General features: G+C 34.7%; 19 protein-coding genes. 9 read left to right on the top strand and 10 right to left on the bottom strand.

Translation table 11 applies throughout. The features are described from left to right. Positions 1-106 precede the first annotated feature (106 nt). Positions 107-865, top strand: a complete 759-nt coding sequence (locus tag NLJ00_RS05380) for a hypothetical protein (protein ID WP_256636495.1) — start codon at positions 107-109, stop codon at positions 863-865. A gap of 43 nt (positions 866-908) precedes the next feature. Here NLJ00_RS05380 and NLJ00_RS05375 read toward each other — a convergent pair whose 3' ends face one another. Both NLJ00_RS05375 and NLJ00_RS05370 read right to left on the bottom strand, forming a co-directional pair. Then, a complete protein-coding gene (locus tag NLJ00_RS05375; RefSeq protein WP_256636494.1) occupies positions 909-1,379 on the bottom strand; it encodes a hypothetical protein in 471 nt (156 codons plus the stop codon). Positions 1,380-1,500: 121 nt separating this feature from the next. After that, complete coding sequence (locus tag NLJ00_RS05370) at positions 1,501-2,466, bottom strand: HU domain-containing protein (RefSeq protein ID WP_053474349.1); 966 nt, start codon at positions 2,464-2,466, stop codon at positions 1,501-1,503. Positions 2,467-2,704: 238 nt separating this feature from the next. Between NLJ00_RS05370 and dprA the strand changes: the two genes are divergently transcribed. Together dprA and NLJ00_RS05360 are read left to right on the top strand one after the other, a co-directional pair. Beyond that, a complete protein-coding gene (gene dprA / locus NLJ00_RS05365) occupies positions 2,705-3,805 on the top strand; it encodes a DNA-processing protein DprA (protein ID WP_256636493.1) in 1,101 nt (366 codons plus the stop codon). Between the two features lie 154 nt (positions 3,806-3,959). Beyond that, positions 3,960-4,820: a hypothetical protein gene (locus NLJ00_RS05360; RefSeq protein WP_256636492.1), complete on the top strand. Its 861-nt coding sequence runs from the start codon at positions 3,960-3,962 to the stop codon at positions 4,818-4,820. Positions 4,821-4,885: 65 nt separating this feature from the next. On the opposite strand, the gene NLJ00_RS05355 is transcribed toward NLJ00_RS05360, so the two are convergent. The 3 genes from NLJ00_RS05355 to NLJ00_RS05345 form a co-directional block, all read right to left on the bottom strand. Further along, on the bottom strand, positions 4,886-5,296 hold the full coding sequence (locus tag NLJ00_RS05355) for a hypothetical protein (protein ID WP_256636491.1): 411 nt from the start codon (positions 5,294-5,296) through the stop codon (positions 4,886-4,888). A gap of 25 nt (positions 5,297-5,321) precedes the next feature. Continuing rightward, positions 5,322-6,296: a tryptophan--tRNA ligase gene (gene trpS / locus NLJ00_RS05350; protein ID WP_256636490.1), complete on the bottom strand. Its 975-nt coding sequence runs from the start codon at positions 6,294-6,296 to the stop codon at positions 5,322-5,324. A gap of 171 nt (positions 6,297-6,467) precedes the next feature. Continuing rightward, entirely contained in the window at positions 6,468-6,845 is a 378-nt protein-coding gene (locus tag NLJ00_RS05345) for a GxxExxY protein (protein WP_256636489.1), read from the bottom strand. A gap of 295 nt (positions 6,846-7,140) precedes the next feature. Between NLJ00_RS05345 and NLJ00_RS05340 the strand changes: the two genes are divergently transcribed. Next, on the top strand, positions 7,141-7,896 hold the full coding sequence (locus tag NLJ00_RS05340) for a lysophospholipid acyltransferase family protein (protein WP_256636488.1): 756 nt from the start codon (positions 7,141-7,143) through the stop codon (positions 7,894-7,896). Between the two features lie 561 nt (positions 7,897-8,457). Here the strand turns inward: NLJ00_RS05340 and recA are convergent. From recA to NLJ00_RS05315, 5 genes are all read right to left on the bottom strand, one after another. Next, positions 8,458-9,465: a recombinase RecA gene (gene recA, locus NLJ00_RS05335; RefSeq protein ID WP_053474356.1), complete on the bottom strand. Its 1,008-nt coding sequence runs from the start codon at positions 9,463-9,465 to the stop codon at positions 8,458-8,460. A 155-nt stretch (positions 9,466-9,620) separates the two neighbouring features. Further along, positions 9,621-10,130, bottom strand: a complete 510-nt coding sequence (locus tag NLJ00_RS05330) for an acyl-CoA thioesterase (RefSeq protein ID WP_073486072.1) — start codon at positions 10,128-10,130, stop codon at positions 9,621-9,623. Between the two features lie 28 nt (positions 10,131-10,158). Then, positions 10,159-11,130, bottom strand: a complete 972-nt coding sequence (locus NLJ00_RS05325; protein WP_082356489.1) for a KilA-N domain-containing protein — start codon at positions 11,128-11,130, stop codon at positions 10,159-10,161. 68 nt (positions 11,131-11,198) lie between these two features. Then, entirely contained in the window at positions 11,199-11,582 is a 384-nt protein-coding gene (locus NLJ00_RS05320; protein ID WP_180856253.1) for a DoxX family protein, read from the bottom strand. A 7-nt stretch (positions 11,583-11,589) separates the two neighbouring features. Then, positions 11,590-12,738, bottom strand: a complete 1,149-nt coding sequence (locus NLJ00_RS05315) for a DNA polymerase III subunit (RefSeq protein WP_180856251.1) — start codon at positions 12,736-12,738, stop codon at positions 11,590-11,592. 423 nt (positions 12,739-13,161) lie between these two features. On the opposite strand from NLJ00_RS05315, the gene NLJ00_RS05310 reads away from it, so the two are divergent. The 5 genes from NLJ00_RS05310 (at position 13,162) to NLJ00_RS05290 (ending at position 21,719) form a co-directional block, all read left to right on the top strand. Next, positions 13,162-13,614 (top strand): hypothetical protein, encoded by a 453-nt coding sequence (locus tag NLJ00_RS05310; protein WP_180856249.1) that lies wholly within the window; start codon positions 13,162-13,164, stop codon positions 13,612-13,614. A 212-nt stretch (positions 13,615-13,826) separates the two neighbouring features. Then, a complete protein-coding gene (locus NLJ00_RS05305) occupies positions 13,827-15,119 on the top strand; it encodes a hypothetical protein (protein WP_180856248.1) in 1,293 nt (430 codons plus the stop codon). Between the two features lie 101 nt (positions 15,120-15,220). Next, complete coding sequence (locus NLJ00_RS05300; RefSeq protein ID WP_053474362.1) at positions 15,221-15,631, top strand: hypothetical protein; 411 nt, start codon at positions 15,221-15,223, stop codon at positions 15,629-15,631. Further along, entirely contained in the window at positions 15,628-17,109 is a 1,482-nt protein-coding gene (gene sprC, locus NLJ00_RS05295) for a gliding motility protein SprC (RefSeq protein ID WP_256636487.1), read from the top strand. Before NLJ00_RS05300 ends, sprC begins: the two co-directional genes overlap by 4 nt. Then, positions 17,109-21,719 (top strand): PorP/SprF family type IX secretion system membrane protein, encoded by a 4,611-nt coding sequence (locus tag NLJ00_RS05290; RefSeq protein ID WP_256636486.1) that lies wholly within the window; start codon positions 17,109-17,111, stop codon positions 21,717-21,719. Before sprC ends, NLJ00_RS05290 begins: the two co-directional genes overlap by 1 nt. Positions 21,720-21,769 lie beyond the last annotated feature (50 nt).

Here is a 21,769-nt window from a genome sequence, read left to right as displayed (position 1 = left end):
AGATTTTTACGGCGAAGTCCCGAATTAAAATTTGATTTTGTAACTTAGGGTTTAATAGACTGAAATTTTAAATCATCTCTAAAAACATTATGTAAAATAGAAAATCATGAAAAAGCTTATATACATCACATTAGTTATTTTTTCTGTCACGAGTGTGAGCGGACAGGAACTCAAAAAGGAATATCAAAAATTCATTCAAGCCTTTATCAACAACGTAAAAGGGGATAAGAAAGAAGCAATTGCAAACATGATTTCTTATCCGCTGGAAAGAGAGACCCCAATCCCTTCAATCAAAAATAAAACAGAGTTTATAAAGCGATATTCGGAGATTTTTGATGCAGATTTAAAGAAAGAAATAACATCGTCAAAACCCGATAAAGACTGGTCAGAAGTGGGATGGCGCGGCATTATGCTCAACAACGGAACGATCTGGATTGATACTGATGGAAAATTGACATCGATTAACTATCAGTCGAAAATTGAGAAAGATTTAAAAACAAAACTTGTTTCCTCTCAAAAGCAAAACGTTCATTCGAGTATAGCAAAGTTCAAAAGTCCGATTTGTGTTTTAGAAACCTCAAAATTCAAAATTAGGATTGATGATTTAGGAAATAATAATTACCGTTATGCATCTTGGTCTGTAAAGCAGAAGATGAGTGAGAAACCGGATTTAATTATTCAAAGTGGTAAATTTATTGCTGATGGTACGGGAGGAAATCACAGTTACGAATTCAAAAAAGGAAATTATGTTTACACTTGCGATATTATAGTTTTAGGAGAAAAAGGTTCTCCGCCAGCAAGATTAGTTATTACGCAAGATGGAAAAGAAATCCTTTCACAAAATGCCAAAATTGTTTCACGATAAACAAAAAACCCGATTCGAAGAGAATCGGGTTTTTTGTTTTCAGTTATAGAGACGAAATGGCTTTTTCAAGCTCTTTTTGCTGCGTTATTTGCGTTAATTTGAGTTTTTGAATACTAACCTCATTTTCTTTGGTTTTTAGCCTCTGTTTTTGAATTTCTTCATTTGAGATTGAAGATGTTGTTATTTTGTTTTCAATTTTTTGATTGGCCAGCTCCAGTTTGTTGATCTTTTCCTTTGTAGATTTTAAATTATCTTCAGATTTGACCAATGCTTTTTTCTTTGATTCAACCTCTTTTCTTTGCTTTTCAATTTCCTTTTGCTGCTTTTGCAATTCCGAAATTTTATTGTCAAGCTTTTTGTGATTTTCAATTGAAGCTTTTCTGGCATCGTTTTCAGCTTTTTGCAATTCCATTTCGTAAGCTTTTTGATCCTGAATTGTTTGCTGTGCCATAAAATATTGTGAGTTCATTATAAACAGCACAACTGCAAATGTTTTAAGAATTTTATTCATCATTTTTAAATTTATTGGCGACGAAATTAAATGATGATTGATTCTCAAATTACCAGATAACTATTTAAAAATGATAAAATAAGACAAAAAAATCCTATTCGGTAAGAATAGGATTTTGAGGATTTTATAAGTTTTCGACCAGAATCCAGGCATCTGGATTTTCGCCTTTTTGAATTTCTTTTTGTGCTTTTTCAGCTTCTCCCATTGTGGCATAACTTCCATATAAAACAGGGAATAAACCATGCTTGTTTTCGCCAAGCATTCTGGCGTTATAACCGTCTTTGATTAATTGGTTGTACGCTTTTTTTGCATTTGCTTCGCTTCTAAAAGCACCGGCCATGATATGATAAGGCATAAGTTTGACTTCTGCAGTTTCTACTTTTGCAGAATCAACAGCTAAAGTTACAGCAGGCAGCGGATTTTGAATCACGAATGTTGCTTCCTGTATTTTGTTCTGAACTTTTTTCTGGACATTACCTTCTACAACAAGCGTTTGTGCAGCAATTTGATTTTGGTACAAAGGATAACCAATACTTCCGGTAACGCCTAAACCAAGAACAAAAATAGCAGCATATCTTAAATAAGATCTTGATGATCTTACTTCTTCATCTTCATACAATTCGACAGTTTCTCTCTCTGAGATTTGCTCGATTTTCTTTTCGAAAATTTCTCTTTTCACCATTGGAGAAACAAACGGACTTAATCCGAACGAAGTCGATAAATAGTTAATTTGATCGTTTGGTGAAAAAATGATATTGTTCTCAGAATTTAAACGAAGATCTCCAATATTTTTCAGGCTGATAACGCCATTTTCTTCAAGTGTCTGTCTCCATTTTTGAACCTCAAAAGCGATACCATTTACGGCAGTTCCGTAAGATATATTTTCTGCTTGGGCAACATGATTGGCCAGAAGTCCGTCATTATTTTTTAAGCGGCTGTTGAAAAAAACCGTTTTCTTCGGTGGAAAAAACGAATTAGTACTTTCATTCAGCTGTGCTGATTGAATTTCGGTTAAAAATGCCCCAAATCCGGGAACCGTTACACACTGATAACGATATAATAATTGCGCGATATAAGTTTCGATTTTCATAGCAACAAAGTTAAGTAATGAATATAGTTATCAAAATTTTATTCACAATTTTTATTAACAATTGCAAGATTTTTATATACAATTAATTATCAGTATTTTAATTAAAACTTTATTAGCATCACTTATTTTGTTTCTGTATAAATTTTATTTTTTATTAAGAAATTACTTTGTTTTTAGCATATTTGCACTATTATTTGAGTACAGTTTTTATTTCTATTTTACATAATATTTTTTGCAAATGTCAGATCAGGATTTATTTTATTTATTAGCCTTAATGAAAGTGGATGGAGTGGGTGATATTATGGCAAAAAAATTATTGAATCATTGCGGAAATGCAGAAGCAATTTTTAACTCAAAAACCAATCAAATTGCTGCAATTGATGGAGTTGGTTCTGTTATGCTGAAAAACATAAAAGACAAAGCTATTTTTGAAAAGGCTAATCAGGAACTTGAATTTATCAGAAAAAATGATATCAAGATTTCTTTCTTTCAGGACGAAACATATCCGGATCGTTTAAAACATTGTATAGATTCTCCTGTTTTGATTTTTACCGGGGGAAATATAGATTTAAAAAACAAGAAGATAATTAGTATCGTTGGCACACGTCAAATTACATCTTACGGAACTGAATTTTGCAGAAAACTTATTGAAGATCTTGCACCGCTGGATCCTGTAATTGTGAGCGGCTTTGCTTATGGTGTTGATATCGTGGCGCATCAATTTGCAATGGATTATAAATTGCAGACTATTGGGGTTTTAGCTCATGGATTAAATCAGGTTTATCCAAAAGCACACAAAAAGTACATGGCAAAAATGGAAGAAAATGGAGGTTTTATTACCGAGTTTTGGAGTACTTCTAATCCGGATAAAGAGAATTTTGTCCGCCGAAATCGTATTGTTGCCGGAATAAGTGAAGCCACAATAGTAATTGAATCTGCAGATAAAGGCGGATCGCTTATCACGGCCAATTTAGCCAATGATTATAACCGCGATGTTTTTGCCGTTCCGGGGAGAGTAACAGACAGATACAGTCAAGGATGTAATGATTTAATTAAAACTCAAAAAGCGAATTTGCTGACAAGTGCAGCCGACTTGATTTATGTTCTCAATTGGGATATTGAAAATAAACCAAAAGCCATTCAAAAACAGTTGTTTATTGATCTGGACCCCGATGAACAAAAGATTTACGATTTCCTCTTAAAAAACGGAAAAGAATTACTTGACACTATTGCGCTCGAATGTAATTTTCCTGTTTTTAAAATCTCAGGAATTCTTTTAAACATGGAGCTTAAAGGCGTTATCAGGCCTTTGCCGGGGAAATTATTTGAAGCGATTTAATGTGTATTCTTACTAAAGATATTTCATATTTAAATTCCAGATTTCTTAAATATTAATTCAATGTAAAGGATATTTAATTATTTAACATTTATGCCAAAATAAATTAGGCAAAGTGTAATAAAAGTATATTTTTGCTCTACCAAAAACCTTAAAAATGAATATAATAGAACTAATTGAAAACGCTGGGATTTATAAAGAAAACCGAAGCGGATTCAGCACTGAAGACTCTGAAAAAGTCAGGAAGCAATTTGAAATTGAGCGATCACAAAACCCAAATTTAGATCCAAATCTTGCAGATAATTTGATTACTGCATTTAACGAATTTCCAAAAGAACTTCTGTTTATTTCGAATAATCGAATTCTGTATAATTTCTTCGCCAGAAAAAATTACTCCCGAAACAGATTCATTACAGATTACTCTGTTTCTGTTAACGAAGAAAATATTAAATCATTTATAGACAGATTTTTATCTAAAGATTTAGATACGTTTTTCGATCAAAACATAGCGCAGAATAGATTTGATGTTATTGATGATCTTTTGAATGTTAAAGAATATCTGCCTCAAAATTCATTAGACAACCTGAGTCAAATGGTAAGTACAAAACTTGATTTTGTTGTAAATAAATTTGATGAAAATCCTTCTTTATCATCTGGTGCTGAAACAATTGAATTTATAAAATACAGAAGTTTTTACACCTTGCTTTCTCATTTCAGATCTGCAGAAAATGACAAGAAAATCAGGGCAATTTACAGTAAAATGTCTGGTTCAATTGTTAGTGCAGGCGTACGAAATGAGTTTTTAGAACCAATGGTATCTTCAATGGTTAATTATAAACCAATAGATTACGAATTGAGTAATACAATACGATCTCACAAAGACCGAATCGACGCTGCAAAGGATAGAGAATATAGCAGCAGCAGTTCATCTGGAGGAATGTCTACTTGGTCCATAGTTGTTATTATCATCGTTGTATTACGATTGATTTTATTATTGGCGAGATTAGGAAGAGCTTAAAGATTTTTATATAAAAAAAGCCTGCTAAAATCAATTAGCAGGCTTTTTTATTTTTAGATTTTAATCTACTCTTTGTTTTCTTTATTATAATTCCAAAAGGCTTCTTCTACAGCACCTTCCAAAAGGCAGGAAGCAGCATATGAAATATCAATTAACCACTGATCAATTTGTTCTACTTGTTCTTTGGTAATCAAATTATTACCTTGCAGCATTCCTTGCGGATAAAGTGCCCACATTCTTCCATAATGACAAATTCCCCAAACACAAGAGATTATTCTTTTATCTACAAAATCCTTTTCTAATTCTGGCGAAAGAACTTGTAAAGCTTGCATAATTAGATGATAATTTTCCTCGTGTAAAACTCTTCTAAACGGGCGTAATTGACCTAGAAAACCATTTTCCCAGCGATCACTTTCTATGTTTTCATGGTGAGCGCTTTGGTACATTAGTTCTTCTATTGCTTCTTCCTTCGTCATAAATTAAATGTCATATCAGAAAAATTTAATTCTCAAATCCAAGAACATTACGAACCTTTGCTAAAACACCATCAGCAACGACAGAAGCTTTTGCAGCGCCTTTTTTCAATAAGGCGTCAACTTCTTCAAGGTTGTTTATGTAGTAATTATATTTTTCTCTTTCGGTTTTGAATTTTTCTGTAATCAGTTCAAAAAGAGCTTGTTTTGCATGACCGTAACCGTAGTTGCCACCAAGGTAATTTGCTCTCATTTCGGCAATTTGAGTTTCATTTGCCAGTAAAGCATATATAGCAAAAGCATTGCAGGTATCAGGATTTTTTGGTTCTTCCAATGGAGTACTGTCTGTTTCAATACTCATAATTTGTTTGCGTAACACTTTATCATCAAGGAAAATATTGATAATATTATTGGCAGATTTACTCATTTTTCCGCCATTTGTTCCGGGAATTAATTTGCCTTCTTCCTGAATTTTGGCTTCTGGAAGTACAAATGTTTCTCCCATTTGGTGATTAAATCTTGAAGCGACATCACGTGTAATTTCTAAATGCTGCTCTTGATCTTTTCCAACAGGAACAAACTCTGCATCATATAATAAAATATCGGCCGCCATTAACATCGGATAGGTGAAAAGCCCAGCATTTACATCTGCTAAACGATCAGATTTATCTTTGAAAGAATGTGCCAAAGTTAATCTTTGGTAAGGAAAAAAACAGCTTAAATACCAGGTCAATTCAGCAGTTTGAGTCACATCAGATTGTCTGTAGAAGGTAACTTTATCTGGATTTAAACCACAGGCAAGCCATGCGGCAGCAGTGCTGTATGTATTTTCTCTTAATGTTTTACCATCTTTAATTTGTGTGATCGAGTGTAAATCAGCAATAAACAAAAATGATTCATTTGCCGGATTATTCGATAATTCAATTGCAGGGATGATTGCTCCCAATAGATTGCCTAAGTGTGGCGTTCCAGTACTCTGAACACCAGTAAGTATTTTTGCCATTCTCGTTTTTTCTTATTCTTTAAACACAAAGGTCGTGATGTTTTTTTTAACCGCAAAGTTTTAGAAGTTTCCGCGAATTTTTTTTAACGCAAAGTTCGCTAAGGATTTTCGCAAAGGAAAGAAGTTTTTTACTTTGAAGGATTGCTTTGCAATGAGTTCGCTAAGCTTTGTCTATAAGTTGTTTACGACCCTTCGAATTCCATTTTTTAAGAGTGTTTCATTAAAATTTATGAGTAAACCTAATTTGTAATTTCCAAGTCTTAGATAAGTTAATGTTTGTGCTAAGTGATTTACGCTGAGAGATTCTACGCTTTTTATTTCGATTAGGAATTTGTTTTCGACAAGCAAATCTATGCGATATCCACAATCAAGTTGAACTTCTTCAAAAGTTAAAGGCATTGATTTTTCCTTTTCGACTAGAAGTCCACGTTGCGTAATTTTGTAAAACAAACATTCTTTATAGACATTCTCTAACAAATCAGGTCCAAGTTTTCTGTGGATTTCAATTGCAAGTCCAATTATAATATTAGATATTTCGTTTTCTGTCATAAATCTCATTTTAACTTCCGCAAAAATATATAAAATTTAATAATTAATTTCTTATAAATAATTAACCGCCCAACAGAAAAAATAATTTAACCATTCAATCTACATCCAGCCTTTGCGGACTTATTGCAAAGCAATAATCAAAGAATATTTTAACTTCTTTCCTTTGCGAAAATCCTTAGCGAACTTTGCGTTAAAAAACCACACAAGAAACTTAAAAGCTTTACTAAAAACCTATGTACGCTTTGCAGTAAAAAAAATACGTAACATTCTCGTCTGTTTTCTTACATTTGAAACCATGAAAGGATTAAAGATTGTTTTTTGGATTATTTGGCGCATTTGGTTTTACGTTTTAATGGCGGTTCCAATATTGATTATGCTGCCGTTTTTACTGATTTCTATTATCTCGGAGAGAGGATACCCTTATTTTTTTAAAATGGCCCGCATTTGGGCTAAATTCATCCTTTTTGGGATGGGTTTTTATTACAAAGTAAAACGCGAACAAAAGCTTATCAAAAACACAAGCTACATGATTGTCGCAAATCATACTTCAATGACAGATATTATGCTGATGCTTGCCATTATAAAAAACCCGTTTGTTTTTGTTGGAAAGAAAGAGCTTGTGAAGATTCCGCTATTTGGATTTTTCTATAAAAGAACCTGTATTTTGGTAGACAGAAATTCTTCAAAAAGCAAAAATGAAGTTTTTAAACGTGCTCAAGACCGTTTAAATCAAGGTTTAAGTATTTGTATTTTCCCGGAAGGCGGAGTTCCTGACGATGAATCTATTTTACTGGATGAGTTTAAAGACGGCGCTTTTAGACTGGCAATTGAACATCAAATTCCTATTGTGCCCATTGTTTTTGCCGATAATAAACAACGTTTCTCGTATACTTTTTTAAGCGGAAGTCCCGGGAAAATGAGAGGGAAAATCCTCCCTTTTGTAGAAACAAGCGGTATAACACTGGATCACAGAAAAGAGTTAAGAGATCAGATAAGACAATTGATTTATAATGGTTTACTCGAATTTCAAAAGAAAGATTTAAAAAAGTAATTAAAATAACAAACCCGGCAGGATTTTACACTTGCCGGGTTTTCTTTCGAAATAAAAACCCCCGTTTATATTCAAAAAGCTTATCGATGAATTATTTTCTCAGAGATAAAACGCAATATTTTTTTAATTTTTAATTTGGTTTTTTTTCGTTTTCTACTCCTCAGCACTTCTCTTTTTTCTTTCATGGTTAAATATTTATGGCTTGATAATAAGGAGTTTGGGTAAACTCAAGTTAACGGCATAATATATTAGATCGCAAAAAAGTAAAAAGGTTGTATGAGCTGCTAAATTTTTTTTCAAAAAGCAGTAAAAACCCGTTAGAACCATGAGAGAAACTAACGGACTTTTAATGAATCAACCAACCAAATTTATTATAAAAAAAATGTTGAACTGTGTATTTATGGCCAATACCAATTAAACATTATGTCTATTTGTATAGATGAAAGAGGTGCAAAAAGGTTGCGTCTTTTTTTTATTTTTTTTCAAATAAAAAACCCGAAAGGTTTTAAATCTTTCGGGTTTAGAGTGTAAAGTATTGATTTTTAAATACTTTTATAGGTTTTAAGCATCAGCTAATTCTTTGATGTGAGCTTTAATTTTAACTTCTAATTCATCAGCCAATTCTGGATTGTCTTTAATTAAAGCTTTTACAGCATCACGTCCCTGACCTAATTTAGTGTCTCCGTAGCTAAACCAAGATCCTGCTTTTTTAACGATTTCAAATTCAACCGCTAAGTCAAGAATTTCACCTGTTTTAGAAACTCCTTCTCCGTACATAATGTCGAATTCGGCAGTTTTAAACGGCGGTGCCACTTTGTTTTTAACGATTTTAACTTTAGTTCTGTTACCAATCACGTTTTCACCGTCTTTAATTTGAGAAGAACGACGAATATCTAAACGTACAGAAGCGTAGAATTTTAATGCGTTACCACCGGTTGTTGTTTCAGGATTTCCGAACATAACACCAATTTTTTCACGCAGCTGGTTGATAAAGAAAACAGTACAATTTGTTTTGCTGATTGTTCCCGTTAATTTTCTTAAAGCCTGAGACATTAAACGCGCATGAAGACCCATTTTAGAATCTCCCATTTCACCTTCGATCTCACTTTTTGGAGTTAAAGCCGCAACAGAGTCAATTACAACAATGTCGATAGCTCCGGAACGAATCAGGTTTTCGGCAATTTCTAATGCCTGCTCACCATTATCTGGCTGAGAGATAATTAAGTTTTCGATATCAACGCCTAATTTTTCAGCATAATTTCTGTCAAAAGCGTGTTCCGCATCAATAAACGCTGCAATTCCGCCCGCTTTTTGAGCTTCGGCAATTGCATGCAATGTCAATGTGGTTTTACCAGATGATTCTGGTCCGTATATTTCAATAATTCTTCCTTTTGGATATCCATTTACTCCAAGAGCTAAATCAACGCCAAGAGAACCAGAAGAAATCGTTTCTACCTCTACAATGGCTCTGTCGCCCATTTTCATTACGGTTCCTTTTCCGTAGGTTTTGTCAAGTTTATCAAGCGTTAACTGCAGCGCTTTTAATTTGGCTTCTTTGTCTGAACTCATCTTTTCTTAAATATCTAAAATTGTTATTTTCTGCCTTTCAAAACCAAATAATGGAAATAACTTCCTGATTTTATTTGGCGAATTAGAATGTGTAAAAATACTTCTTTTTTTGAAGTTTGATTGCTTCAAATTGTTTCAAATTGTAACAATTTGTATTACAAAAATAAAGCCTTTAATTCTGTAGCGTCAGAAGGTTTTAATTTTCCTGCAAGTACTAAACTTAACTGTTTACGGCGTAAAGCAGCTTCAAAACGTTGTATTTCTAACTCTGTTTCAGGAACAATTGCCGGTACTTCAACAGGTCTTCCCGTATCGTCAACAGCGACAAAAGTATAAATAGCTTCGTTTGCTTTGGTTCTGTTTCCAGATTCGCGGTCTTCTACCCAAACGTCTATAAAAACTTCCATAGAACTTTTGAATGATCTTGAAACTTTTGCTTCTACAGTAACAACGCTTCCAAGGGAAATTGCTCTGTTAAAAGCAACGTGATTTACAGATGCTGTAACTACAATTCGGCGTGAATGTCTGCGCGCTGCAATACTTGCTGCACGATCCATTCGGGCTAATAATTCGCCGCCAAAAAGATTGTTTAAAGGATTTGTTTCACTCGGTAAAACTAAATCAGTTAATATGGTCAGCGATTCTGAAGGGTGTTTTGGATTCATTTTTTTGATAAAGTATATATGAAAGGATTTAATCTTTCTTTTTTTGATTTGATTCTTTGTCTTTTTTAAATTTTAAGAGATTTTCTTTGTTAATTTCAAGTATGGATTTTTTAGATTCGCCTTCTAACTCTTCACCTGTTTTATCTTTCGCCTGAAGATATGTAGTTTCGTCTTTTTTCCTAACAGATTTTATTATATCTACTTTTGAAAGTTGCTCTAAGTGTTCTTTAGCCATTTTTTGAAGTAGAGTAAATCTTATTTTTTTTTCAGTATTTAATTTTATCATTTCAGCATTCATTACTTCTAAGTTAGACATAACTAGAAGTTCATTTATGCTAGAAAAATCCCTCATGTTTTTTGTTTTTGATAAATCTGGATTTGCTTCTTTCCATTCTTTAGACGTATAACCATAAAGGGCAAGATTTAATATTTCTGCTTCATTTGCATACTCAATTCCTCTTTTATCTAGTGGAAGAGAACTTTTTGGGATTATAAATTTTTGAACAGCATCTGTATGTATTGAATAATTTGCTTTACTCAAAATTCTTCTTACATCCCACTCTAAGTTATATTGATTTGTTTCAATTTCTTTTAATCTTTGGTACTCTGTAACAATGTACAATTGAAAAACAGGGCTTATCCACATTCCAAAGTTAAAGGCAATATCTTTGTGAGCATAAGTACCACCATATCTGCCTGTTGTTGCAGTGATGCCTATTGCATTTGTTTTTTCACACCATTCCTTAACGCTTACTTTAAAAGTATTTAATCCAGCACCTTCTTTAATTATGGCGAATTCGCCATAATTAAAATTTGGATTGTTTAAACTTTCCCAAGCAGCTAAATATTCTAAAGTATTTCTATTTCTTAACCAGTCACTTATAAAAAAATCACCATCATTAGCTTTTATCATATCAGTTAAACAGATATAATCGCTTTTGTTAATATTTAGCATAGATATTTCGTGATCCTGTACTATTAATTTTATGTGTTTTGACATATTAGTGTTTTTAGAAATATTGATTTTAAAATGCTTTAGTACTTTAGAAACAAATAGGTTTCTATAAATTAATTCATCCAGTTCACTAACATAACGGCAGGAATTAAATAAATAACAATGGTTCTTGCGCCATCGTAATCTTTGGCTAATCGTTGTCCGAAAAGCATCATTAACAAACAGATACATGAAAAAATTCCGGCATAAAAACCATAGTCACGACCGCTGTTTGTTAGTAATTGAATCGCGCCCACAACACTTAAAATTCCGGAAATTAATTCTAAAATTAACAAGTGTAAAAGAGCAAGCGGCACCTGATTTTTTAATGGCGTTTTGGCAAAATGTTCTTTAAGCCAGGCAACATTATCTTTCCAGTAAAAAATTTTTTCATAGCCGGATTGTAAAAATGTTAAGGCTAAAAATGCTAATATTAAAATAGAGGCAACATTGTTCATTTGAGGACTATTTTTTATGAATTAAACGAGTCAGTTTTATAGATAAATCAGTTAAGATTATTTTCGCATTTCCGTTTCTTTCAATGTGATACATCGCATCAGAAAGCTCTTTGAAAATTTCGTGAATATTATTTCCGTTTACAAAAGGCGCAAAATTTTCAAGTTTAAACTTGTCGACTTTTGGCTCAATGTAAACTAAACTTGGCGTTTGATAATTCAGTAATAAAGCTTGTCTGAACATTTCGATACAAAACTGAATAAATTTTTTCTGGCTTTCGCGGCCAAGTCCTGCAATTTCTTCGCTCCAGGAAATTAAATCCTGAATCGCTGCGGCATTTCCTTTTGCCCTAAAAGCAGCACGAACCCAGTTTACAAACCATTGCTCAAAAGGATATTCAGAGTCATCTTCTTTCAATAAATGCAGTGCTTTATTAAAATTTCCCTGTGCTTGATGGGCAATTTTTTTGGCTAAATTTGGATCTATATTTTCTTTGGAAACCAATGCTTCGGCAATTACTTTTTCGGGAAGTCCGTTAAAGTGAATCACCTGACAGCGAGAACGTATGGTTTGAATAATGTCTTCTTCGTTTTCAGAAATCAGAATAAAAATTGTTTTATCTGAAGGTTCTTCGAGCAGTTTCAAAAGTTTATTTGAAGCTGCAATATTCATCTTATCTGCCATCCAGATAATCATGATTTTATAACCGCCTTCGTAGGATTTCAGCGCAAGCGATTTTAAAACTTCCTGAGCATCCTCGACCCTGATTTCGCCTTGCTTGTTTTGAACACCAAGGAGTTTATACCAGTCAAATAATCCGCCGTAAGGCATTTCCTGAATAAAGTTTCGCCAGTCCTGAATAAAGTCTAAACTTTTGGGTTTTGTTTTGACATCTTCTGTCGTAACAGTTGGGTAAATAAAATGCAGATCGGGATGCGAAATATTTTGAAATTTCAAATTACACGAATCATTTCCGTTTTCGTTTTCATTTCCCGTATTACTGCACAAAATGTATTGTGCATAAGCAATTGCTGTAGATAATGTACCGCTTCCTTCAGGCCCAATAAATAATTGTGCATGAGGAATTCGCCCGGAAGATGCACTTTTTATCAAGTGACTTTTGATGTAATCCTGACCTAAAATTTGAGAAAATTGCATGAAGCAAAGATAGCAGAAAATGATGTAGTCAAAAATTTTAGATTAAAGATTATTGTGCGGGATTTCATTAATGAGAATATGATTGTTTTTTGCTAAATTTTTTGTTCTGTTGCTGCTAAGTTTTGTTAATAAATTACTTCACGCGAGCAGATATCAAGACTTTTTTGTTAATATTTTTTTGTTCAAAACGATAAACGTATGCTTTTTTTGGCTATTTATAGTAAAATTTTATAGATAATCTCTTACGTTTCCTGTTTTAACAAATTTAACAAAAAGCCCGTTAAAACGCACATTTTCTCGACATAGAGCGGGGTTTTAAGGTTTTTTTAAGCTTTTTTTTTGAAAAAAGAATTCAATAAAGTTGCAATTTAAGTTAATTTCTATATTTTTGTTTGCATCAACAACCAATATAAATAAGAATTTATGAAAGGGAAAATTATTTTATTTAGTGCATTTTTTATCATGACTACTGCAGCTGTTTCTGCACAGGCAAAAAACGCTCCAAGAAGTATTATTAGTACAACAGCTCTTATTCGTAAATACCATGATCAAAAAGAATTGAGTGGTATGCAAAAAGGAGAACTTTTGGAATTGTATATTGAGCGAATTAAAGTATTAGTAAAAACTCTCCCTTACATTGCGTTGGTTACAAAACCGGGTGTTACTATGGCAGACTTAGGTATTCCAGACGATAGTGAACACAAAAAAGTTTTGGATGCTCAGGCACTTGGAACAACAACTTTCTTAGATACTACAGTTGAGTTTCAAAGAAAAATGATGCCTTACTCAGATAAAGGAAACCTTATCGCGGCAATTTTATTTTACGAAAACACATTAAAATCTTTACACGAGTTCAACGAATTGAACGAAATGTAAAATTTAAAAAAATATTTTAAAACCTTTTTTGGAATGTTTACGTAGATGGATTTAGTTTCTGCGTTATTTTGAAAAAGTAAAACAAAACAACTCGTTCTCGATTTACTCTGAATAATACTTAGAAAAACCGAGAACAGTTTTTTTCATTTACGCATACCCAAATTATTTAAAGCATACCCAAATTTATTATTAACCTAATACACACCTTTATCATGAAAAAAATTACTCAAATGATCTGCGTTCTTTTGACAGTTACGAGTATGAGTGCTCAACAAGAGAAAGGAATTATGGGCTACACTAACTGGTTAAATAACTGGACTGAATTTAAGCCTAACAAAGTAGAGTATGGAGAAGCAAATCAAATTTTAGCAGGAAACATTTCTGTTAATACTAAATTGCTTAAAAGGAATATCTATGTTTTGCAAGGTAACGTTTACGTTACAAACAATGCGGTTTTAACAATCGAACCTGGAACTTTAATTATTGGTGATTTCGAAACAAAAGGAACATTGGTAGTTACAAAAGGTGCACAACTTGTTGCTGATGGTTTAGAAACTGATCCAATCGTATTTACATCTAACCGCAGCCAGAAAAAAGCTGGAGACTGGGGTGGAGTTGTAATTCTTGGTGACGCTCCAATCAACAAATTCGGTAACGTAGGATCTTACAATATGGATCTTGATCCAACTTTAACTACTTATGGTGGTGACAATGTTGCTTCAAACTCTGGAATTTTAAGATATGTTAGAATCGAATTTGCAGGTAAAAAAGTGAAAGGGGTTGATACTTTCAACGGTTTAACTATTGCAGGTGTTGGTAACAAAACAATTATGGAAAACGTTATGGTTAGCTACTCTGGAGGAGATTCATTTGCTTTCTTCGGTGGAGACGTTAACGCTACAAAATTTGTTTCTTATAAATCAATCAACGACGATTACAAATTTACACAAGGTGTACAATGTCGTTTATATAACTCTTTAGCAGTTAGATCTTCTTACTTATCTAGTAACAAAGACGGATCTCGTTGTATGGAGGTAAAATCATTCGAAAAGAAAAGCGAAACAGATTTTACTAAAAAAACTACTTTAGTTGTTGCGACTAACATTACAATGCTTAATGACAGTGAAAACATCAATGCTGACATTCAATCAGGTTTAGTAAAAGAGGCTGTTTACGTAGCCGAAACTGCTTCTCTTGAAATGAAAAGAAGTGTGATCTCTGGATTTAACCCTGCAGTGTTATTAGACAGCAAAACTGAAATCAATGATGCCAACCTTAAAAAAATCAAATTTGAGGAAATGTATTTCAACTTATGTAAAGGAAACATCTTTACTGAATACAACTCAAATAACGAAGATTTAGAGAGCTGGTATGGAAACAGTGTGTTCTTTAATGTTTACTCTCAAAGTGATAACAAAGAAACATTTATTGATATCTTCAACCCTAAAAAGCCAGACTTTAGATTACAATTAGGAAAAATTACAGCTTCAAGCGGCAATAGATAAATAGATTTCGATTTTTATTTCAAAGCGTAAATTTTATTAATAAAGTCCCCAGACACAATTTATGTATCGTCTTAAAAGGACCAAATAAAGATCAAAACATAATGGCTCTATCTACAAAAAAGTATTTATATATATTCTTTTTGGTTTCTCCTATTTCGTTAAGTCTGTATGCACAAAGTTCAGCAATAGAAAAGCCTACGGTTTCTGCTGTTTCTGACTGCAAATTAGCTTCAATTGAGATAAATCAAAATAACGAATCAGCTGATAAATCTATCAGCAAATTAGATAATTCTAATCAGTTAATAGTAGGGCTGTCCACCCCCAAGGACAGCCTTACTATGCCGGCTGATTTGAAAGATCAATCTTCAGATTGTGAAGAAAACTCATTGATTGGTTCTACTTCAATTCTTGCAAAAGATATTATTGAGAACTACAAATATGATTTTTCTGAAACATTCATTGATATCTTGTTTTTTGAGCGTATAGACTTAGCAAGAACACGTACTATATGATTCAAAAAACTACTTTATCTTTTTTTAAAGTTTTCATTTTATTTAGTATAATTCTGTTTACTAAATCGCATACCTATGCTCAAACACCAGCAATAGTTGGACAGCAGCTTCCTTTTGACAGAATTTGTGCCGGTTTAGAAGTAAATGGAACACCATTTAATGAATACTTCGCAACATTCAGCTATTTAAACTTTCCGGCAGGAACTACTTTTGAAGTAGAACTTTCAGATGATTTAGGAAGTTTCACAACTCCTACTGCTACAACAAAAATTTCGTTTGTAGACGATCCTGTGGCGCAGCAGCAAACGATTAAGTTTGCTATTCCTACGAATTTAAAAGGATCAAATACATACAGCCTTCGCATTAAAAGTAATACGGCCACGCCTGTTTACAGCCAGAGGGTTAAGAATTTCCAGAACCAGACTTCGTTTCCGGCTTATTACAGAATCTTTGCAGAGAAATTTTTTATCAATAATAACGAAGCCAATGCAACTATTTGTTCAGGTGGAAATTTAAGTCTTTCTGTAGATAATCCAACTCCAGCAGACACACCATCATCTCCTGCCAATTATCCAAATTTAAAGTATAAATGGTACAAAGATGACGTATTAATAGCAGGACAAAGCGGTACAACGTTAGTAGCAAATAGTCCAGGTGTTTATTATGCTCAAATCGATTACGGCGGTTGTGATGATGATAACTTTAGTTCTAATCGTGTTACAGTAGTATCTTCTGGCGGAGGATCTGCAGTAACAGTTGATTCAAGCTTAGGAAACCCTTTCTGTTCAAACGGTTCAGGAACTATTTTAACAGCAACATCAGGTAACAGTTATGTTTGGAAAAAAGATGGTGTTGTAATCGCGCAAACATCTCGCAGTATTACTACAAGTGAATCTGGTCTTTATTCTGTTGAGGTTGATTTTGGCGGTTGTAAAGCTACAGGAAGCATCGATTTAAAAAGCAATAGTTTCACGGCCAGCATAGATGTTCCGGAAACTTATGAGCTTCAAGAAGGAGAAACATTAAACGTATCTGTAACGACAGATGCAGGGACTCCAAAATTCGAATGGTTTTTAAATAATATACCAATAAATGGTGCTAACGGTCCAAGTTATCTGGTAGCCGTAAGAGGTTTATATAAAGTTAAAATATCACAGGAATCAGGTTGTATAGCTTCAAGAGAATTTACATTTAGAGTTACATCAGCAACAGATGCTGTTACTAGTGTAATTCCAAATATTGTTAAACTGAGCGGTGCTTATCCTTACTGGAATATTCCAGATGCGTATAAAACGCCGTCGACGAAGCTAATAATTTTAAGTTCAAATGGAGAGGTAATGTATGATGATGTCGGCAGCAATTACGATCCAGAACTTAACTCTTTTATAAAAGATTTTAAAAATGTAAATCCAGTTTATTACTATGTCATTCAATCAGACACAGGTGAAAAAAAAGGATCAATAACTGTGATTAAATAATGAAGAAAATTTTACTATTCATAACTTTATTTTACGGTTTTTCTAATGTACTCTATTCTCAGGACAAAGTTGAGAATGGAGTTGTTTCGTTTTCATTACCTATCAGAAATTCATTAAAGTTTAATAGATATTTAATAAACCCTGCATTTAGCTTTGTTCGCGAATCAAATGCTTATGCAAGCTTTTACAACAAAAGACAATGGGTGCAGTTTGACAATGCACCGCAAACTTATTTAGCTAATTATTCTGGCCGATTCAGAGAAAATGAAGCCTTTGCTATTGGTTTGTTTCAACAAAATTATGGTTTAATGACCGTGTTTGGCGGAGTTGTTAATTTCGCTCACAATATCGTTTTGCAGGAAGACAGTAATCTTACTTTTGGTTTAAACGTAGGCGCTTACCAAAGCGGTTTAGACAAAGGAAAAATTATATCTGATGATCCGGATATTTTAAATGGTGACTACCCTTCAAACACAATGCTTACTGTAAATCCGGGGATTAATTATGGAACCGCTTTTCTTGATTTCGGATTATCGGTAAACAACTTAATTCTTTACAATTTTGGTTCTGGCGTTGTAAAAGAAGATCCGGAAAGAGCAATTGAATTACACGCAATGTACACCGGATACATTGACAGTTATGGTTTTTTTGAGCAAAGTAAATTCTCAGGAATCGTAAAAACAGAAATTAAAAAAGATAAAACAGTTCTTTCAGGACTTGCCATGCTTTCGCTGAAACAAGGAGTTTGGGCACAAGCAGGTTATAATACATTATACGGAGTTTCTGCAGGTTTAGGGGTTAACATTTCACCTAGCATTGCAATCGAATATAACTACGAAAGAGGAATGGGCAATTTTACAAATATGGGAGGTTCTCATGAATTTGCTATTGCTTATAAATTCAAAAACAGAAATTACTATTACGGAGATGATGAAGAAGGATCATTAATAGACCCTTCGAGAACGACATCTAAACCAGTAATTGCTAAACCAAAAACAAATGCAGCTCCTGTAACAAGAGTAGATGGAGCTGAGAAAGCAAGATTAGCTGCTGAAGCAAAAGCAAAAGCTGATGCCGAAGCAAAACAAGCAAGACTTGCTGCTGCAGAAAAAGTTAAGGCTGATGCCGATGCTGCAGCAAAAGCAAAATTAGACGCAGACAATAAAGCTAAAGCAGATGCTGAAGCTCTTAAGATAAAATTAGCCGCCGATGCTAAAGCTAAAGCAGATGCCGCAGCTGCCGCAAGAGCACAGACAGCAACAGCAAACAGAGCCGTTGCTGCAGAACAAAAAACAACTGCACAATTAGCTGCAGATAAAGCAAGAGCAGATGCTGAGGCAAGAAGAATAAAATTAGCTGCAGATAATAAAGCTAGAGTAGATGCTGCTGCTGCCGCGAGAGCACAAGCACAAGCAAGCAAACCATCTGCAACAGCTGCACAAAAAACAGCCGCACAATTAGCTGCAGATAAATCGAAAGCAGATGCTGAAGCATTAAAAATTAAGCTTGCAGCCGATGCTAAAGCTAAGGCAGACGCAGAAGCAAAAGCGAAACAAACAGCTGCTGCAACGCCGACGACGCCAGCTCCGGCTCCGCAAAAAACACAAGCACAATTAACTGCTGAGAAAGCAAAAGCGGATGCAGAAGCACTTAAAATAAAACTAGCTGCAGATGCTAAAGCTAAAGCAGATGCTGCAGAAGCAAAACGTAAAGCAGATGCTAAAGCAAAAGCTGAAGAAGCAGATTTACAATCAATCCTGGCTGCAGATGCTAAAGCAAAAGCAGATTCTGATGCACTTCAGGCAAGATTAGCTGCAGAAGCTAAAGCAAAAGCCGCTGCTGAAGCAAAAACAAAAGCTTCTATTGATGCTGCAAACAGAGCAAAAGCAGCCGCTGACGCAAAAGCAAAAGCAGCAGAAGGAGCTGCTCTAAAAGAAAAATTAGCAGCTGATGCAAAAGCAAAAGCGGATGCAGAAGCCAGACAAGCAATTATAGCTGCAGAAGCAAAAGCAAAAGCGGATGCAGAAGCATTAAAAATAAAATTAGCAGCCGATGCAAAAGCAAAAGCTGACGCAGAAGCTCAGGCTAAATTAGATGCGGAAGCAAAAGCGAAAGCTGATGCAGAAGCACTTCAGGCAAAATTAGCAGCGGATGCAAAAGCAAAAGCCGACGCTGAGGCTCAGGCAAAACTTGATGCAGAAGCAAAAGCTAAAGCAGATGCAGAAGCATTACAAGCAAAATTAGTAGCTGATGCAAAAGCTAAAGCCGACGCTGAAGCATTAAAAGCTAAACTAGCTGCAGACGCAAAAGCTAAGGCAGATGCAGAAGCATTACAAGCAAAACAAGCGGCAGATGCTAAAGCGAAAGCAGATGAAGAAGCACGTCAGGCTAAATTAGCAGCAGACGCAAAAGCTAAGGCTGACGCAGAAGCATTACAAGCTAAGTTAGCAGCAGATGCAAAAGCAAAAGCGGATGCAGAAGCAGAAAAAACAAGATTAGCTGCAGAAGCGAAAGCAAAAGCAGATATGGAAGCTTTACAAGCTAAATTAATTGCCGATGCAAGAGTTAAGGCCGATGCGGAAGCAACTGCAAAAGCAAAAGCGGAAGCAGAAGAAAAACAATTAAGAGAAGCTGAAGAAGCACGTCAGGCTAAATTGGCTGCAGACGCAAAAGCAAAAGCTGATACAGAAGCATTACAGGCGAAACTAGCAGCAGATGCAAAAGCTAAGGCAGATGCAGAAGCACTACAAGCTAAATTGGCTGCAGATGCAAAAGCAAAAGCTGACGCAGAAGCATTACAAGCGAAATTAGCAGCAGACGCAAAAGCGAAAGCTGATGCAGAAGCATTACAAGCTAAACTTGCAGCGGATGCAAAAGCAAAAGCCGATGCAGAAGCATTACAAGCTAAATTGGCAGCAGATGCAAAAGCGAAAGCCGATGCAGAAGTACTTCAAGCTAAGTTAGCAGCAGATGCAAAAGCAAAAGCCGATGCAGAAGCGTTACAAGCTAAATTAGCAGCCAACGCAAAAGCTAAGGCAGATGCAGAAGCATTACAAGCTAAGTTAGCAGCCGACGCAAAAGCTAAGGCAGATGCAGAAGCATTACAAGCTAAACTGGCAGCCGACGCAAAAGCTAAGGCAGACGCAGAAGCATTACAAGCTAAGTTAGCAGCAGATGCAAAAGCAAAAGCCGATGCAGAAGCACTACAAGCTAAACTGGCAGCCGACGCAAAAGCTAAGGCAGACGCAGAAGCATTACAAGCGAAATTGGCAGCAGATGCAAAAGCTAAGGCGGACGCAGAAGCATTACAAGCTAAGTTAGCAGCAGATGCAAAAGCAAAAGCCGATGCAGAAGCATTACAAGCGAAACTAGCAGCCGACGCAAAAGCTAAGGCCGACGCAGAAGCATTACAAGCTAAGTTAGCAGCCGACGCAAAGGCAAAAGCAGATGCAGAAGCTCTTAAAGCAAAATTAGCTGCTGATGCAAAAGCGAAAGCAGACGCAGAAGCATTACAAGCTAAGTTGGCAGCGGATGCAAAAGCTAAGGCAGATGCAGAAGCATTACAAGCTAAACTTGCTGCAGATGCAAAAGCAAAAGCGGATGCTGAAGCTTCAGAAAAACAAAAAGCTGACGAAGAAACAAGAAAATTAAAAGAAGAAGAAGAACGTCAGGCAAGATTAGCAGCGGAGAAAGCAAAAGCTGATGCAGAAGCAGCAGCAGCCAGAGCAGCAGCGGCAGCAAAAGATGAAACAGCAAAAGCGATTGAAAGCTTAACTCAGTCAATTGAAAGTTCAGGTAAAACACAAAATGATTTATTAGATCAGTTTAAATCAACAGTAGCTAATAAACAAAAAGACTTGAATGATTTAAAAGAAGAGAATGATTTAAGTGAAAAAGGTATTTACAAAGAACCAAAACCTTTCAAAAGTGTAGCTGCAGAAAACAGTCAGATAGAAGCTTTAAAATCACAACTTGCAGATGCTAGTAAAGCACAGAAAGATGAGATTGCTAAGCTGACAAATTTATATAACGAAAGACTTAAAAAAGTTCCTAATAAAAATGATGCTTTAAACAAAGCTTATCTTGAGAAGATAAACGAATTGAAAGCAGCACAGTTAAAAATGGAACTTGAAGGTGCGGCATTACTTGCCGATTTAGAGCGTATTAAAGCTGAAACTGAAATTGAGAAAAAACGTAGAATTAAGCGTGCGGCATACGAAAATGATCAGGGAAGATATGCTCAGGATGTAGCTGCTCTTAAACGTATTAAAGAAACAACGAAAGTAAGCAGTACACCGCTCACGGCAGCTGATTTTGATTTTGGTGAAGATCAGTCAAACATGCAGATTATTAAGAATATTAAAAATTCTGAAAGTGGTTATTATATGATTCTTGCAGTACACAGCAGTGTTGAAAAACGAGATGAGTTCTTAACTAAAGCTGTAGCATCAGGGCTTTCAAATATTAATTTCTTTTACAATATAACAACAAGTAAATATTATATCTATTACGAGAAATTCGATGGTCTGCAAGAAGCAACTAAGGCATTAGAAGCTAAAGGTAAATCACCATACAACGGGAAAATGGCTATCGTAAAAGTCGAAAATTAATAATAGGATATAGACGGCGGCTTCTTCGAAAGAAGAAGGAAAGTAAAAAC

Origin of the sequence: Flavobacterium panici (genome assembly GCF_024499525.1) — a bacterium.
Lineage (GTDB): Bacteria > Bacteroidota > Bacteroidia > Flavobacteriales > Flavobacteriaceae > Flavobacterium > Flavobacterium panici.
This window is presented reverse-complemented; position numbering and strand designations above follow the sequence as displayed.